The sequence below is a fragment of the Olivibacter sp. SA151 genome (assembly GCF_054130995.1).
The window spans coordinates 3,959,770-3,976,619 of the sequence record NZ_CP096391.1 but is presented as its reverse complement, the minus strand read 5'-3'; the positions used below and the strand labels follow the sequence as shown (position 1 = coordinate 3,976,619).

The window sequence follows — 16,850 nt, the reverse complement described above, 5'->3', positions numbered from 1 at the left end:
CAGGCATAAAGCGTACGCCTACTGCCTAAAGCTCACGAGTATGAAAAAATTCTTAGATAAAAATTTCTTATTAGAAAGTAATACAGCGCAAACATTATATCATGAATATGCGGCGAAAATGCCCATTATCGATTACCATTGTCATTTGTCCCCTCAACAGATAGCCGAGGATGCCCGATTTGAAAATATTACACAAGTATGGTTATATGGCGATCATTATAAATGGCGGGCAATGCGTACGAATGGTGTAGATGAACGCTATTGTACCGGCGATGCCAGTGATCGGGATAAGTTTTTAAAGTGGGCTGAAACTGTACCATATACCCTAAGGAACCCCCTTTACCATTGGACGCATTTAGAATTGCAGCGGTATTTTGGCATTGATAAAATACTGGACGCCAGTACTGCTGAAGAAATATACGATGAAGCGAGCGATTTACTTAAGAAGCCGGAATATAGTGTCAGGAATCTATTAAGGAAGATGAATGTAAAGATTGTGTGTACAACAGACGATCCGACAGACAGTTTAATATATCATCAACAGCTAAAAAAAGAGGGCTTTGAAATTCGGGTACTACCTGCCTTCCGGCCAGATAATGCGATGAACCTTTCTGTACTGTCGAAATTCCAGCAGTATGTAGAAAAATTGAGCCGCGTTTCGGGGGTAACTGTTCAAAATTTTGATGACTATTTGCAAGCGCTGAAAGTTAGACACGATTATTTTGCTGAAAATGGATGCTGTGTGTCAGATCATGGGTTAGAGGAAATTTATAACGAATCCTACAGATTAGAAGATATTAGAACCATCTTCTCCAACGCATTGCAGGGTAAAGTTATTTCTGATGAACAGCATAATCAATTTCGATCGGCCATGCTAACCTATTTCGCTGAATGGGACCACGAAAAGGGATGGGTGCAACAGTATCATTTGGGTGCACTTCGAAATAATAATTCAAGAATGATGCAAAAATTAGGTCCTGATACGGGTTGGGATTCTATCGGTGATTTTTCGCAGGGAAGGGCTCTAGCGGGTTTCCTTGACAAACTGGATAGTCAGGATAAATTAGCTAAAACCATCCTGTATAATCTTAACCCGGCAGATAATGAATTAATAGCGACCATGATTGGCAACTTCAACGACGGTTCTTCGGCCGGAAAGATTCAATTCGGCTCCGGTTGGTGGTTCCTTGATCAGAAAGACGGTATGATCAAACAGATGAATGCGTTGTCGAATATGGGACTGATCAGTAAATTTGTCGGCATGCTGACTGACTCGCGAAGCTTTCTGTCTTATCCTCGTCACGAATACTTTAGACGAATCCTTTGTAACTTGTTCGGCGAAGAAGTCGAAAACGGTGAGTTACCTGAGAATTTACCTTGGATTGGCAAAGTTATCGAAGATATTTGCTATCATAATGCCGCTAGTTACTTCAATTGGCCTACAGAGGGGTGAGGGATAAGGTGTAGGGTGTGAGGGATAAGCTATAGGCTTTAGGCTTTAGGCTTTAGGCTATAAGCGTTAGCTTAAGGTATAGGGTGTAAGGTATAGGGTGTAAGGTGTAAGGTATAGGGTGTAAGGTATAGGGTGTAAGGTATAAGGTGTAGGGTATAAATATACGGTTTTAGGTATATTAGGGGATAAGGTTTAAGAGATGAGGTGTCAGAGTAAGATTTTTTCTTGATACTTACCTGCCTGCCGGTAGGCAGGTGTCTTGACGCCTATATCCTGATACCTTTATCCTAACCACAGAAAGCCGACTCTACGCTAGGATTATTAGCCAAAATTTAATATCATTGTAGCTGAATAACTAACGTAAGGAAAACGTATGAATGTGCAAACGTTTTCTTTTAACCTAATTAACATTTATTGCCATAAATCATGAATTCTAAAGAGACAATAGGTAAGTACAGATGGACAATTTGTACACTGCTATTTTTTGCTACTACGATCAACTATATGGACCGTCAGGTGCTTTCCTTAACATGGAAAGATTTCATTGCACCTGAATTCAAATGGACCAATAATGATTATGGTAACATAACAGCTTTGTTCTCTATATTTTACGCGATATCTCTTTTGTTCGCTGGTAGATTCGTAGATTGGTTAGATACAAAAAAAGGTTTTCTATGGGCAATAGGAATTTGGTCGATCGGTGCCTGTCTTCACGCATTTTGTGGTATTGCAACGTCAGGGTTGTTAACCGGCAAATGGTTCGTAGGGTTTGAAGGCGCGAAAGAGGCACTAGCCCTCGTTGGCGATTCTGCAAAAATTATATCAATCAGTGTCACGCTTTTTATCTTTGCTAGACTTGTATTAGCGATAGGGGAAGCGGGTAATTTTCCGGCGGCAATTAAGGCGACGGCTGAATATTTTCCGAAAAAAGATAGAGCCTTTGCTACCAGTATTTTTAATGCGGGTGCAACGGTAGGTGCACTTGCGGCTCCTGTTACCATACCGTTTATAGCCGAAGCCTATGGATGGGAGATGTCCTTTATCATCATAGGCGCTTTAGGGTTCATATGGATGGGATTTTGGGTGTTTATGTACCATAAACCAGAGGTACACCCACGCGTTGGAAAAGCGGAACTCGACTATATTCAGCAAGATTTAATAAACGATAGGAAGTTGGTTGACTATGTAGAAGAAACAACCGATAAAGCTTCTTTCGTTAAATGTTTGAAATATAATCAGACATGGGCATTTGCCTTTGGTAAGTTTATGACTGATGGAGTTTGGTGGTTTTTCCTCTTTTGGACACCTGCTTATTTAAGTTCCGTATACGGTATGGATTCTACACAAAGTGCCTTACCTCTTTTTGTTTTATACCTTATTACCCTGCTTTCTATAATTGGCGGTTGGCTTCCAACTTACTTCGTCGATAAAAAAGGGATGAATCCGTATGAGGGCCGTATGCGATCGATGTTGATTTTTGCCTTTTTCCCTTTGTTAGCGCTGTTTGCTCAACCTTTAGGACATATAAGTTATTGGCTTCCTGTAATTATTATCGGTATAGCTGGTGCAGCACATCAGGCTTGGTCTGCCAATATTTTCACCACCGTAGGTGATATGTTTCCCAAAAAAGCTATTGCTACGATTACGGGCATCGGCGGTATGGCTGGAGGCGTGGGTTCTTTCTTTATTAATAAATGCTCGGGAATGCTCTTCGATTACAGCAAAGAAACGGAGATGTCCTTCATGGGTTTTCATGGTATTGAAGCTGGTTATTTTATTATATTTTCCGTTTGCGCGGTTTGCTATATCATTGGCTGGGTAGTTATGAAATCGCTAGTACCTCGATATTCGCCTATTACGGATTTATAGTTATTGGTTGCTAGGTTGAATAGTTGAGTTGTCGAGCAGTTCTTAAATGTGATCGCCACTCAACTACTTAACTAGTATAAAACTCTACTAATCCCAAAAAAAATTTATGTAATCTATGTTCTTTTTATGAACTTTGCGTAAGAATTGGATATTGAAAAGAGAGCCAAACTACACCTGCTCTTATCGTCTTTGGCTCAATTTGAACCGATTCGTTAAGTTTATTAAATAAACGTGGAAACTCATATACTTCCTGCTACTGCGTATAATCGCAACCGTGTCCGTTTGGCTGTATCTCTTTTTTATTTTTGTCAAGGCTTGGCTTTTGCCTCTTGGGCAAGTCGTATTCCGGATATTAAAACTAAACTTCATCTTTCTGACGGGCAATTAGGTAGCTTACTATTTGCACTACCGCTAGGCCAATTGGCTACAATGGCGCTCTCCGGTACCTTAGTAACTAAGTTTGGCAGTAAAAAAGTGTTAACCGTAGCTGCCGCTTTATATGTGGTTGCACTTACTAATTTAGGTTTAGCTTCTCAGGGTTGGCATTTAGGTGTTTCCTTATTTATATTTGGAATCATCGGTAACATGTGTAATATAGCAGTAAATACACAAGGGGTTGCCGCAGAGAATCTTTTCGACAAACCAATCATGTCCTCTTTTCATGGGGCTTGGAGTATTGCAGGGTTTACAGGTGCTTTGGTAGGCCTACTGATGATCAATCTACATATTGCTCCTTATCTACATTTTTGGATTATCGCGGGCCTGGTATGGATAAGTATCCTAATCAATAATAAGTTTCTTGTAGCAGGGGTAGGACCGGCCAGTACTACTAAAAAGAAATTATTCTCCAAACCTGAGGGGGCTTTGCTACAATTGGGTGTGATAGGCTTCTGCAGTATGGCTACTGAAGGGGCGATGTTTGATTGGAGTGGCGTATATTTCAAAGATATCGTAAAAGCGCCGCAGGCATTGGTACCCCTTGGCTACGCGTCCTTCATGGTGATGATGGCTTCAGGGCGTTTTATTGGAGATCGGCTCATTGCTCGATTGGGTAGAAAAAGGGTTTTGCAAGTGAGTGGCGTATTGATATCATCGGGTATGTTCTTGGCGGTGTTGTTTCCCTATATTATTACGGCAGTAATTGCTTTTATGCTGGTAGGACTAGGAGTCGCAACCGTTGTTCCTACGGTCTATAGTGTTGCCGGGAGAAATGCTAAAGTATCACCGGGAATTGCCTTAGCAATGGTATCGAGCGTGAGTTATCTTGGTTTTCTTATGGGACCACCGCTCATTGGTTATATCGCTGAATTAGCCAGTTTAAGGTATTCTTATGCAGTTATTGGCGTGTTTGGATTGGTGATCACGTTGTTGGTTGCTAAAATAAGGGCTATTAATCAGTAGTCGCACCTTAATTCCGTTTCTTTTAATCTCACGGGCTTAAGTCTAATCGGGGGAGGGTGTTAAAGGAAGGATTTTTTTTATCAACTTTTTCTTGGCAAAAAGTTGAGCAAAACCCAAGGCTTTGTAGACTATCTCGCAACTGATGGCAAAGCATTCATGGCGCGTATTGGAGCCGTTTCACTTCCTCAATCCGCTTGAGTATTGCAGGACGAACATGTGTGCAAATGCTTTGCTGCTCGTTGCATCGATATCCTCCAAGGCCGTTTTTCCCACACACAGGGCTATATTTAGGACTGAAGAAATAATACGTCCGGTTAAAAGTAAAGTCCCTTCGTTCTACTAAAATATCGCCTAGGAAATTTGCGGTTTGCACGTTGATGCACTACCGTTTTAGCAAAATTCCAAGCGATGAGTCTTTGGTTACTTTCTGCGGAAGAAAGTGACAAATTAAACCTTCGTTTAATCTAAACAATCTATTGAACATAAAAGTGGTTGCCGTAAGGAGAACCACTTCTTGGCAATAGTTTTTTGCAATACATCTGCATTTTATGTTCTCTATTTTTAGTGTTTGAAAACACTTACCGCAAACTTGTTAACTTAATATAAAATTAAAATGAAACTAAGTTGCTATTAATATTATTCGTTTAAATTTGTCATTTACTAACGCTGCCCATAGGAGTACGTTTGGGAGCTAATGATATAAAAACAAAAATAAATGAAACGTAGAGATTTCTTTAGAAATACCGCATTTACCGCATTAGGGGCTTCCGTATTATCCCCGTTTCAATCAATTGCCGGCAATCGGCCAATGAAAAACCCGTCGGTAAGGAAAGCCAAGAATATTATTTTTATGGTGAGCGATGGGATGAGTACCGGAACCTTAAATATGGCTAACTTACTGTTGCAAAGAAAGGAAGGTAGACAAAGTAATTGGTTATCACTATATGAAAGAAATGAGGCGGTTCGAGCGTTAATGGACACAGCGTCCGCGAGTTCTTTGGTGACTGACTCAGCTGCCGCGAGCTCTTCTTGGGGAGGAGGGGTACGTGTTCCGAATGGTTCATTAAATGTGAATGCTGATGGTTCTTTTAATAAACCTATCCTACAAAAATTTAAGGCTGCAGGTAAATCGGTTGGTTGTGTTACTTCTGTCCCCATCACCCATGCTACGCCTGCCGGTTTCTGCGTAAATAGCAATAAGCGCTCAGATCAACCCGGTATTGCACTTCAATATTTAGACTTGCGTTTTGACGTCATGATGGGCGGCGGGCTTGAATTTTTCAGTGCCGATAAAAGGGAAGATAAGCAAGACCTTTTCGCTAAATATAGACAAGCTGGATTTATGGTATTTCAAAATCGGGATGAAATGAATACCCTTTCGGATAAGGAAGATCGTCCGATATTGGGTGTCTTTTATGCCGACGGTTTACCATATGCGTTGGATCGAGCGAATGATCCCACACTAGCATCAACAACGCCAAGTTTGGCCGAGATGACTAAGGCAGCGATTAAGAAGTTAAAGAATAATAAGAATGGTTTCGTATTACAGATAGAAGGAGGAAAAGTAGATTGGGCTGCTCATGCGAATGATGCAGGAGCACTTATTTATGACCAATTGGCCTTTGATGAAGCAATAGGAGAAGCAATGGCTTTTGCTTTAGCTGATAAGGAAACCTTAGTGGTTTTGACCACTGATCACGGTAACGCGAATCCAGGTCTGTTTTATGGGGAACAAGCGAATAGGAATTTCGACCGCATTCAGTCGTTCAAACATACAAATGACTGGATTCTAAACGGAACGGATAAAAGTTATACGCCATCGAGGTTGATTGAGCGTATCGAATTTGCGCAAGGCTATTCGATCACGATCGACGAAGCAAAGGAACTGTTGAGCCATTATGAGACGCTTGATGGAGATGGCCTTTATAATCCACGCAAACTTCCATTTAGAAAGCTAGCTCAAATTCAGGAGAAACACCTTTCCGTCGGTTGGGGTTCAATGGATCATTCTGCCGACTATGTCGAACTTGCTATGTATGGCCCCGGAAGTGAACAGCTTAAACCCTTTGTTAAAAATATAGAGTTGCACAACTTTATGCTACAAACTACGGGAATCTTTGTTTAGCAGGTAACCTAACTGCGTTTTATTTTTGTTATATAAAGGAGATCGTTTATCTTGTATCGATAAATATATACACGAGATGAGGATCGCTTTTTATAGTGCACAACCATACGATAAGTCTTCTTTTGAAGAAATGGACAAGGAGAAGGCTTATCGTTTTCTTTTTTTTGATATCGACCTCAATGAGCAAACGGTAAAACTTGCGGAAGGTTGTGATGCGGTCTGCATTTTTGTAAATGACCATGCAAATGCCAAAGTGCTTGAAAGGCTCGCCGGCTTAAACATTAAAATCGTGGTTTTACGTTGTGCAGGATTTAATCAAGTCGATTTAGAGGCCGCTCAGCGCTTTGAAATCAGCGTATATCGCGTCCCCGCCTATTCGCCGGAAGCAGTCGCTGAACATGCGGTAGCTATGATCTTGACGCTAAATCGAAAAACACATAAAGCTTATAATCGAGTGCGGGAAGGTAATTTCTCCTTAAATCGTTTAACCGGCTTTAATCTGCATGGAAAGAAAGTAGGTGTGGTAGGTTTAGGAAAAATAGGACTGGCATTTTGTAAAATTATGCATGGTTTTGGATGTGAGCTCTTAGGGTATGATCCGGTCGAGTCGACTCATCCCGACTATATTATAAATGTGAATTTTGAGGAACTCCTGTCAAAAAGCGATATTATTTCACTCCATTGCCCATTAGTGCCGAGTACTAAACATATGATTAAGGAAGAGAGCCTTGCTTTAATGAAAAATGGTGTTATGCTTATTAACACCAGCAGAGGGGCCTTAATTCATACTACAGATATTATTAATTCTTTGAAAACCGGAAAAGTGGGACATTTAGGTATTGATGTATACGAACAGGAAGAAAAATTGTTTTTCAGGGATTTTTCGGAACATATTATTGACGATGATGATATTTTGCGATTAATGAGCTTCCCCAACGTACTTATTACCTCACATCAGGGTTTCTTTACAACGGAAGCGCTAGCCGAAATAGCGTCGATTACCTTGAAAAATCTAAGGGACGCAAAAAATGGTCTAAAAACGAACAATTCATTAACCTAATAATGAATTGACATAGATGTTTTTGACAAGATGACCTTCGGTAACGAATAATGTCTTTTTTTATGTTAAACGAAGGTTTTTTAATCAGATTCTTTTATTTTTTAATTTATCTCAATTTACCTTTATGCAAAGTGAGTCAAACATCAAGGCTGTCCGGTTCGCGCTAAAAATTCATTTCTCAACCCACCGTTCTGCGGAGTCGCCCCAATTCACAATTCCTTCCCTTCGCTTTTTCACATAACGTCTTTTCCACACTTCTAACCGAATTTTCTTTACGCCCACCCTGGAAGAATTAATATATAGTCCATTTTGTTAAAATTTGTTAAAATTTTAACAGCGAATGTAACCATTTGACTTTTCCATAGTCTTATAGTTGGTTTTTGTTTATATTGGGTTTGTCAAGCCCTGTGGTTCCCAAATCACAGGGCTTGTTTTTTAAACTGACAATCATTGTCATCAAAATGTTAAACAGCAAAAAAAGATTTGTCAAAGTGTATTTTGTACACTATCTTTGTATCATTCATAATTTAGGTTTATAATTGGTTAGTTAGGAAGCCTTCAATCTCCCCGGTTGAAGGCTTTTCTTTTCTGATTTAATCCAGTTCAAACGAAAATTCATCGTAGTCTTTTGTGCGCCAAGCTAAATGTTGTGTCGACGGCGAAATGGCAAATAAAGGAGAGAAGGTTTTTACTTTGATGGTCTTTCCATCCGGTAAAAATTCCAATATACGTAACCATCCGTCACCACCGTTGCCATGCCAACCACCTCCCAAGGCCTGCGCGTTAAAGGTCATTTGCTGTACTTTTTTCCCACCGGCATTGGTATCTGTTCGGAAGCCGATATGGGCTCTTTCATCATCAGGTGCACCAATATGGCCGGAAAAAACTAAGACAATATTTTTTGAAGGTTTTACTAACTTTTCCCACACAGCCTTTCCATAATTTGGATTTTGCAATTTGTAACCTTCTGATTCTATGTGTTCGTTTTTCGCATTTAGATAGGAGTGTGTAAGCAAGACAACCCGATGTTGTGCATAAGCGGGTTTATTGACTATTTCTTTCGCCCAAGCTAGGGTACCATCGTGCGGTGCAAATTCAAGCACTAAAAATAAGTATTTGATGCCTTTTGGGTCGCTAAATTCATAAGCCGCGTTTGTTAAACTTGGTTTACCGTCAATATCGTAACCAACTTCCTTCAATAAAGCTTTTGACAATGGATTTTTATCGAGTGGGAAATACTGATTATAGTTGGTTTCGCGATTTTCTGCACTTTTAATGCCGTAATCATGATTACCTGTAGCTGCAATATAAGGCACTTTGCCATCTAGTTTATTAAAGCCCTTCGCTACCGAGCGCCATTGTTCAATACTTACTTGATTACCATTTTTGCCTTCGGGGATCCATATATTATTCTGTTCAACCAAGTCGCCCGTGCACAGAACCATTTTAATATGTAAGGGATCTATTTGTTCGCCTATCCAACTGGTCATCAGGTCAAAAATAGCTTGATTACGACTAAATTTTACATACGTTTGCGGGTCTGGTAATAAGATTATTGACCATGAATTGCTATCCGTTAGCGCAGGGGGTTGATAGGAGCTGTTTTGTCCGTAAGTCTCCGTTCCAAGGTGGAATAGAATAAAGCTAAATACCCAAATTTTTAAAATAGATTTCATAAGTAACCTCCATCTTTTAAGATTTTTGCCCATAATTGATAACCTTCCATACGTAAATGTAAACCATCGTGCGTCAAGGAGGCCTTCAAACGATTGTCTCCATCAAGAAAATGCGGATATAAATCGATTAATTGAATGCCCTTTTCCGTGGTTAGCTTTCGGATGCCTTCGTTTATGTAAAGAATATGTTCGTCTTTACCATAGTGGTTTTTGAACTTCTCAAAAGTGCTGTTTACCGGTAACAGAGTTTGGAAGTAGATGTGGGTTTTAGGTGAACCTTTTTGTATTCGGTCGATTATTTTTTCGTAATTATTGAGAATAACGTCGTCCGGTATATTTCTGGATATGTCGTTAATACCGATGAGCACGAATATCTTTTTCGGTTTACCGGCAATCACATCATCTAGTCGTTCAAGGACGCCAAACGTTATGTCCCCGGAAATACCTCTATTACGCGCTTGCGGGATTTGCAATAATTCATTCCAGTCTGTTCCTGCAGTAATGCTATTGCCAAGGAAAATGATGTCTGACTTAGCTTTTGGAAAGGATTTAAATTGATCAACGAGCAGGGGGTAAATGGCCGGGCGATAAGTGCTATCCCAACCTTGCTGAGCTTGTGATTCTAAAAAGCCCATGAACAGCAAATAAGCTATTAAAAGTGATTTCAGCTTGTACATAGTTATATTTAATGCTTAATCTTTGGATGACTTTTATTAGGGGGGATACCCCATTCTTTTGTGATATAGGTAGATTTTGTGTCGTCGGCATCATGGCAATAAACGGTTAAGGCATCATGCGCTTCCCAGTATTGTTTAACCGTATACCCATCCATGTCACCCGCGTGTATGCCTTTTTCTATTTTCTCATCATCGGGATTTACAATAAGTTTGATACCCACCGATTCGTTCATCATTTCCAGATCCCCGCGACTGTTGCCACCTACTAATAGGGGGCGAGCCTTGATAAATGTTTGAATGGCTTCCGCTTTACCCCCGTCTTGCGGAATGGGGCAAACCAACTGATTAGTTACTCTGCCGTGACTAACTACCGACTTTACACCTAGTATGCGTTCTTCCGGGATGCCAAGGTTTTCCTTTACAAATTGCTGATAGAGTAGTTCCGGCGATGCCGAAAGCACCCAGATTTCGAATCCATAGTGTTGTAGATTTGCGAGCAATTCACGCATTTCCGGGTAAAATTTCGACCGATATTTTTCATAGAAACAGTTTTTTCCAATTGCCTTTACTGCATCTGGCGTTAAGCCCGCTAAAAAAGCAATGCGATTTTTGACATAGTTGACGCCTACATTGTCTCCATGCAACATTGCATCGATAATGGCCATTTTCGCTTTAGATAAACTGTCTACCTTTTTTGCATAATTCTCCTTGGCAAACGCGTAAATTGCTTCGTCAGCTAAGTAATAAGGAGATTGTCCAAAGAGTGTTCCATCACAATCGAAAACAGCAACTTTTCGCTCCTTGATAATTAAGGTCGAGTTAAGGAAACTTTCCAACTTTTGATTAACCTGGTCTGTCCAACCGTGGATTGGCCGATAGGTTTGCGCAAAAGAAAAGGTAAATAAGAAAGAAAAGCCCCAGATAAACAGGGCTTTCTTGATTTTGTTTACTACTAACATCATCGGGCTTACTTTTTGCTGAGAATGTCAAAAAGCAGCTCAGGTTCATTGGTGGTAATGTATTCTACTTTTTGATCGAGCAAACTTTTCATTTCCTCTGCGTCGTTTACAGTCCAAACGTTAACTGTTAAGCCGATCTTGTGGGCATCCTTAATCCATGATGGATTTTTTTTGAAAACATTGTAATGGTAATCGATACCTTTAAACCCATCAGCTTTTGCTTCGGCCGGACTTAAGTCGCCGTTAAGATAGGCCACTTCAGCTTTTGGGGCCAGTTTTGCTAGGTGTTTGCCTGCGTCGCGGTCGAAGGTAATATAGTCTACCCATTTTTCGGCACCTAATTTTTTAACAAGGGCAACAGACATTTCCGCAGCCTTCAATACACGTTCCTTACCTAATTTGGAAGGTTTCAACTCAAAGATCAGTTTTGTCTTTTTCTGTTTCATACCCTCTTTAAGATAGGCCTCAACGGTTGGAATAGATTCGCCGTTCGGATGCTTTTTGGCTAGTAATTCTTGATATGTTGCAGTCTCTATATCGATACCGTAAAAATCCCTGTCGTGATTTACCACCAGGATATCATCTTTAGTTAAGTACACATCGAATTCGGAACCGTAGCAACCGAGTTCAACCGCATGATTTAATGAAGCAAGGGAGTTTTCCGGTAAACCGGCCTGTTTCCAAGCCCCTCGGTGCGCAATAACTACGTTTTTATTAAATTGAGCATAAGTGCTTTGCATAAAAGTAAATAAACAAATTGCAGTGATTAAAAAAGATTGTTTTTTCATTGTTTTTGTGTTGTTAAATATGCTTGCGAACAATTGAGCAAATTACAAATTATCCATGATAATAGGCGATTTTGCTCGGATTGCTTTGTGTTATATAAATGCTATCTTTATGTTAATTCAATAATTTGGATTTTGTTCAAGTTTCGAATTCAGATCCAACTCTTTTTGCGCAATAGGCCACCAATAATCTCTTGCCGGATTGAATTTTCTCGTCTCAATAATGTTGTTTTGCCACGTTTTTATAGGGGCATTCATAACAACTTCGGCAATTTTCCAACGTCTTATGTCGTTATAATAAAGCGCTTCTCCTGCAAACTCAATCCGTCTTTCTTTCCTGATGAGTTCGCGCATTTCTGATTGACTTTTATTGGATGGAATTTCCGGCATACCGACACGTTTTCGAATTTTGTTTAGGCTTTCGAGAATGGCAGGATTGCCTGGATCTATTTCATTGAGTGCCTCTGCATACATCATCAATATATCCGCATATCGTAGGACAATGAAGTTCGTTTCTGATTGCCCGGACTTTAAATCAGATTTATCTTTTGGTGGTTTTTCTGCGTCATAAATGGAATATTTTTTCATCGCGTAGCCGGTCTGTTTATAATAGTCGGCACTTGCAACTTCTCCCTTAAAAAGGGCCCCAGGGTATACGACTGTTGCGGCTAGTCGGGGATCACGATTTTCATAAGGCTTTGCAGGATCATAGCCGGCGCCAGGGTCGGTAATAGGCAATCCGTTCTTCATGTCGTAAGTATCCACCAAATCTTGAAGTGGTGCATTCGAATTATATTGTGTATTGATCAGATCAAATGAGTGTCCTTCGTCAGGAAATAGAAATTGTACATCGAAAATAACTTCTTTATTGTTTTCGTTTTCGGGAAGGAATAATTTCCTATAGTCTTCAAACAAATCATAGCCTGCCGCAGGAGCGAGGTCTAATACAGCTTTTGCTGCATCTGCAGCAGCCTGCCATTTTTCGGAACTATTGCTCGGATTCAAAAGAGGGCTTGCTTCGTAGAGGAGCACACGCGCTTTTAGTGCCATGGCGGCGCCTTTTGTAGCTCTTCCTAAATCTCCACCTGCATGTTTTACCGGAAGTTTCTCAACGGCCGTATTTAGATCAGCTATAACCTGTGCAATCACCTCTTCTCGGGAATTCCGAGGCATGCTTACTTGTGTGTCCGGATTTGGTGCTTCCAAAATAAGGGGCACTCCACCATAATAGGTAGCCAGTTCAAAATAATAAAGCGCTCTTAAGAAATAAACTTGCCCCTCCATGAGGTTCTGTTTTTCAGCATCGAGCCCAACATCGCCCACTCGTGCGAAGAATGTATTAGCACGTCCTATACCTTGATAGCATTGTGCCCAACGATTGGCAATAATTCCTTCTGTACTGGCGGATTGCTGGCTACGTCCAATCGCATCGTAGCCTAAGGTACCGCCACTATAACAATAAGCGTTAGGAGTTGCGCCTTCTTCCCATAAAGGAGTGGCATCTCCTCCGAACAAACCATTACCGGTTAATACGGCGTAAATGCCGGTTAATGCTGCGTTTGCAGTAGCTTCTGTTTGCCAAAAATTGCTTTCGGTATACTTGAAATCGGGTTCCCTGTCTAGAAGATCCGGGTTACATCCCGCCAAAACAAGCATCGTGTAAATGGCGGCTATTTTATATTTTTTACTTTTCATTTTTTTGTCTTAAGATGATTTTAGAACGTTACATTTATGCCGCCACTAAAGGTTTTTAACATCGGATAATGATATAAGGAGCTATAATTGATAATCGTTTCCGGATCGAAATCTTTGTATTTAGAAAAAGTCAGGAAATTTTCTGCATTTACAAAGACGCTAACCTTAGCGATATTGATTTTTGATGTCCATTTCTGAGGAATCAAGTAGGCCAACTGTACGTTTTTTAAACGCAAATACGAGCCACTTTTTAGCCAAAAATCAGATTGGAGAAAATTGTCCTTATTGCCCGTACTTTCCGTCACAATGGGTAATCGGGCTTGCGTGTTTTCAGGCGTCCAGGCATCAGTGAGCCATTCGGTTGTGGCACCTGCTCCGTTGTTGAAAGGATAAGCTAGGTTTGCCATCGGGTAAATTCTAAGACCGGCTATGCCTTGAAAAAATGCGCGAAATGATAAACCTTTATAATCGATGTTAAAACCGAATCCGTAAGTATACTTCGGAATAGCAGACGATTCATCCAAAGCTACTCGATCTTCACCGTTTATAATATTGTCGCCATTGATGTCTTTGTATTTGATGTAGCCTGGCCTAGTTGCGTTGCTTTGAAAGGCATGGTTGTCAATTTCCTCCTGATTTTGGAAAAAGCCGTCCGCTTGCAATAGATAGTGAGCGCTAATGGGTAATCCTTCTTTTGTTATGGTTGATAAATTAGTGTCGAAATCGTAAAGAATTTGGCCGTCCAAATCGATCACTTTATTTTTATTGTATGCTACATTACCCTGTATTCCATAGCTCACTGCGCCTATTTGATCGCGATATTGCGCCGTTAGTTCGTATCCCGTGTTATCTACGGTGCCAACATTTCTCTTAGGTCCTGTTAAGCCTACTTGAGAGGGGAAGTTAACTGTTCTTAAAATACCAGTCGTATGCTTTTTATAAACATCTGCGGTTAGATTTAACTTGCTTTGCATAAGTTCGATATCAAGGCCCCCATTGTAGGTCGTTGTTGTTTCCCAAGTTGTCCTTGGATCTGCATAAGCCAAAGCCGCGGCACCCGGAGCTAATAATCCACTCGGCCCTCCGAAACTATAATCTTGCTTAAGTTCAATGTTGTTTTCATAACTATATAGCTCGACAGCCTGATTTCCTAAGCGGCCAACCGAGGCGCGTAACTTTAATAAATTGATGGTGTTTGAGTTAAAGAAATTTTCCTGATCAATACGCCACCCGGCTAAAATGGAAGGGAAGAAACCCCATCGGTTTTCTTTGGAGAACCTGGAAGAACCATCGTAACGAAAAGTCGCTTCCAGTAGGTATTTGTTTTTATAATCGTAGTTCGCTCTTCCAAAATAGGATATCAAAACATCTTCGGTAGTTTTTCCGGAGATTGCGTTCCGAATGCTTCCTACACTCAGTGCCGTTAAGGTTTCGTCCAAGTATCCCGTCATTTCAGCAGCAAACTGTCCATTGCTGAAGTAATCATAAGCAGAGCCTACCATGATCGCTACATTGTGCTTCTGCTTAAACTGTTGTTTCCAGTCTAATGTGTTGTAGAAGTGGAGATTTAAGTCATTGTCGTCCGTTTTATTAGATCTTGGCGCCGTAGCGGGGCTGTTCCAATTGGTTGGTTTCAATGTCTTTGGATTGAAGCTTTGCACTTGCGGGGTAAATTGAGAAAGGAGACCATCATATTTGTCTGCACCAAACTTGATGTTGTAGGTGATGTTCCAGGGCAATTTGTATTCTCCGAAAACGGAGGCTAAAAAGCGCTGAACGATTTTTTTGGAATAACCGGTTTCGGCAATCATTCGCGGATTCTCCCAATTGTTTCTGCCAGGCGTAGATAACCAGGAATTGCCGTAACGACCATCTGCAAGTCGATCTGTCAAAATGGGTAGTGTGCGACTTAAATATTGGAAAAAGTTATTTCCATAAAAGGGTTGCTCATAGTTTCGATAATATCCGTCAATGGATGCGCCCACTTTTAAACGTTGCGAAATATTGATGGAAGCATTGAAACCGAGCGAATAACGCTTTTCGTTATCAGAGGGCCCGATAATGATACCATCTCTGTCTAAATACCCCAATGACAAGCGGTATTGATAGGTGTCCGAACTTCCACCAAAGCTCAGGTTGTGCTTTTGTATGTTGCCGTCTTTTAAAGCGATGTCAAACCAATTGTTGGCTGGGTAGGTATGAGGATCTGATGCCATTCCAGCCTGGTATTCTTCAATTTGACTGTCCGAATAAACGGGGGCCTGTCCTTGGTTGGCGAGTGCTTGGTTTTTTAAACGCATGTATTGAATCGGATCCCAGATGACGTCGGGCATTCGTGTAGGATTTTGAATACCGTTGTAATAATTATAATTCACTTGTGATACCCCAGTTCCCTTTTTGGTCGTAATTAAGATAACACCGTTGGCAGCTCTTGATCCATATATTGCCGCTGATGCATCTTTCAGTACCGTTACGGTTTGAATATCATCGGGATTTAGTTCGTCCATCGAGTATTCGATGCCATTAACCAGAACGAGGGGGTTATTATTGCTAAGTGTACCCATGCCTCGAATCCTAATTTCCGATCGATCAATTCCCGGTTGACTTTGGCCAAGTCGAACGAACATTCCAGGCATCCCTGCTAATGCATTACTGATGTTTGTAGTTGGCGATCCTTCTTTTTCCTTCATATCTAAGGTACTGACGGAACCTGTTACATTTTCCTTTTTTTGCGTACCATATCCAACGACGACAACATCTTCTAACAAAGTGTTCGCTGATTCTAAGCTGATTGAAAGCTTTGTTAAATTACTTGTCACATTCAATGTATAGGGTCGATAACCGACATATTTGAAAATTATGCTGGTATTAGCATTAACTTTAACAGCAAAATTTCCATTGGCGTCGGAAATGGCAATAGCTTTATTGTTGGCAACGATAGATACACCTGGTAACGACTCTTTCGTGTCTGTGGCTTTTACAGTACCTTGAATAGTAAAGGTTTGTTGACTATAAGCCGTGGCCGCGTATAATAGGAATGCTAATAGGCACCGAAACCTATAATCGGCAAAGATCAAACTTCTTTGTTTTAGTGGTCTGGTTTTAATTTTTTTCATTTGTTTTTTCTTTTATTATGAACAGGCTCTACCC

11 protein-coding genes are annotated in these 16,850 nt (G+C 40.6%); 5 read left to right on the top strand and 6 right to left on the bottom strand.

All coding sequences use genetic code 11. From position 1 onward, the window contains the following. Nucleotides 1-40 precede the first annotated feature (40 nt). From uxaC to M1D52_RS16470, 5 genes are all read left to right on the top strand, one after another. The gene (uxaC, locus tag M1D52_RS16490) at nucleotides 41-1,453 is read left to right on the top strand and encodes a glucuronate isomerase (protein ID WP_013666162.1); all 1,413 of its coding nucleotides are present in this window, start codon (nucleotides 41-43) and stop codon (nucleotides 1,451-1,453) included. A 426-nt stretch (nucleotides 1,454-1,879) separates the two neighbouring features. Continuing rightward, nucleotides 1,880-3,322: an MFS transporter gene (locus M1D52_RS16485; protein ID WP_013666163.1), complete on the top strand. Its 1,443-nt coding sequence runs from the start codon at nucleotides 1,880-1,882 to the stop codon at nucleotides 3,320-3,322. 231 nt (nucleotides 3,323-3,553) lie between these two features. After that, on the top strand, nucleotides 3,554-4,723 hold the full coding sequence (locus M1D52_RS16480) for an MFS transporter (protein ID WP_013666164.1): 1,170 nt from the start codon (nucleotides 3,554-3,556) through the stop codon (nucleotides 4,721-4,723). 715 nt (nucleotides 4,724-5,438) lie between these two features. Beyond that, entirely contained in the window at nucleotides 5,439-6,848 is a 1,410-nt protein-coding gene (locus tag M1D52_RS16475; RefSeq protein ID WP_289552747.1) for an alkaline phosphatase, read from the top strand. A 76-nt stretch (nucleotides 6,849-6,924) separates the two neighbouring features. Next, on the top strand, nucleotides 6,925-7,908 hold the full coding sequence (locus M1D52_RS16470; protein WP_437393022.1) for a 2-hydroxyacid dehydrogenase: 984 nt from the start codon (nucleotides 6,925-6,927) through the stop codon (nucleotides 7,906-7,908). A gap of 593 nt (nucleotides 7,909-8,501) precedes the next feature. Here the strand turns inward: M1D52_RS16470 and M1D52_RS16465 are convergent. From M1D52_RS16465 to M1D52_RS16440, 6 genes are all read right to left on the bottom strand, one after another. Further along, a complete protein-coding gene (locus M1D52_RS16465; RefSeq protein WP_437393020.1) occupies nucleotides 8,502-9,584 on the bottom strand; it encodes a metallophosphoesterase in 1,083 nt (360 codons plus the stop codon). Next, complete coding sequence (locus M1D52_RS16460; protein WP_437363282.1) at nucleotides 9,581-10,261, bottom strand: GDSL-type esterase/lipase family protein; 681 nt, start codon at nucleotides 10,259-10,261, stop codon at nucleotides 9,581-9,583. Before M1D52_RS16460 ends, M1D52_RS16465 begins: the two co-directional genes overlap by 4 nt. 8 nt (nucleotides 10,262-10,269) lie before the next feature. Then, the gene (locus M1D52_RS16455; RefSeq protein ID WP_437393018.1) at nucleotides 10,270-11,223 is read right to left on the bottom strand and encodes an HAD family hydrolase; all 954 of its coding nucleotides are present in this window, start codon (nucleotides 11,221-11,223) and stop codon (nucleotides 10,270-10,272) included. Nucleotides 11,224-11,228: 5 nt separating this feature from the next. Then, a complete protein-coding gene (locus M1D52_RS16450; protein WP_437393016.1) occupies nucleotides 11,229-12,008 on the bottom strand; it encodes a glycerophosphodiester phosphodiesterase family protein in 780 nt (259 codons plus the stop codon). 117 nt (nucleotides 12,009-12,125) lie between these two features. Further along, nucleotides 12,126-13,700: a RagB/SusD family nutrient uptake outer membrane protein gene (locus M1D52_RS16445; RefSeq protein ID WP_437393014.1), complete on the bottom strand. Its 1,575-nt coding sequence runs from the start codon at nucleotides 13,698-13,700 to the stop codon at nucleotides 12,126-12,128. A 20-nt stretch (nucleotides 13,701-13,720) separates the two neighbouring features. Next, nucleotides 13,721-16,816 carry a SusC/RagA family TonB-linked outer membrane protein gene (locus M1D52_RS16440; RefSeq protein ID WP_437393012.1) on the bottom strand — a complete coding sequence of 1,032 codons (3,096 nt, stop codon included), beginning with the start codon at nucleotides 16,814-16,816 and terminating at the stop codon, nucleotides 13,721-13,723. Between the last annotated feature and the right edge of the window lie 34 nt (nucleotides 16,817-16,850).

What these genes read in the sequence shown, in the direction of transcription:
- M1D52_RS16445 (WP_437393014.1), bottom strand. Translation starts at nt 13,700, where the DNA reads ATGAAAAGTAAAAAATATAAAATAGCCGCCATTTACACGATGCTTGTT.
- M1D52_RS16450 (WP_437393016.1), bottom strand. Translation starts at nt 12,008, where the DNA reads ATGAAAAAACAATCTTTTTTAATCACTGCAATTTGTTTATTTACTTTT.
- M1D52_RS16465 (WP_437393020.1), bottom strand. Translation starts at nt 9,584, where the DNA reads ATGAAATCTATTTTAAAAATTTGGGTATTTAGCTTTATTCTATTCCAC.
- M1D52_RS16440 (WP_437393012.1), bottom strand. Translation starts at nt 16,816, where the DNA reads ATGAAAAAAATTAAAACCAGACCACTAAAACAAAGAAGTTTGATCTTT.
- M1D52_RS16460 (WP_437363282.1), bottom strand. Translation starts at nt 10,261, where the DNA reads ATGTACAAGCTGAAATCACTTTTAATAGCTTATTTGCTGTTCATGGGC.
- M1D52_RS16475 (WP_289552747.1), top strand. Translation starts at nt 5,439, where the DNA reads ATGAAACGTAGAGATTTCTTTAGAAATACCGCATTTACCGCATTAGGG.
- M1D52_RS16485 (WP_013666163.1), top strand. Translation starts at nt 1,880, where the DNA reads ATGAATTCTAAAGAGACAATAGGTAAGTACAGATGGACAATTTGTACA.
- uxaC (WP_013666162.1), top strand. Translation starts at nt 41, where the DNA reads ATGAAAAAATTCTTAGATAAAAATTTCTTATTAGAAAGTAATACAGCG.
- M1D52_RS16455 (WP_437393018.1), bottom strand. Translation starts at nt 11,223, where the DNA reads ATGATGTTAGTAGTAAACAAAATCAAGAAAGCCCTGTTTATCTGGGGC.
- M1D52_RS16470 (WP_437393022.1), top strand. Translation starts at nt 6,925, where the DNA reads ATGAGGATCGCTTTTTATAGTGCACAACCATACGATAAGTCTTCTTTT.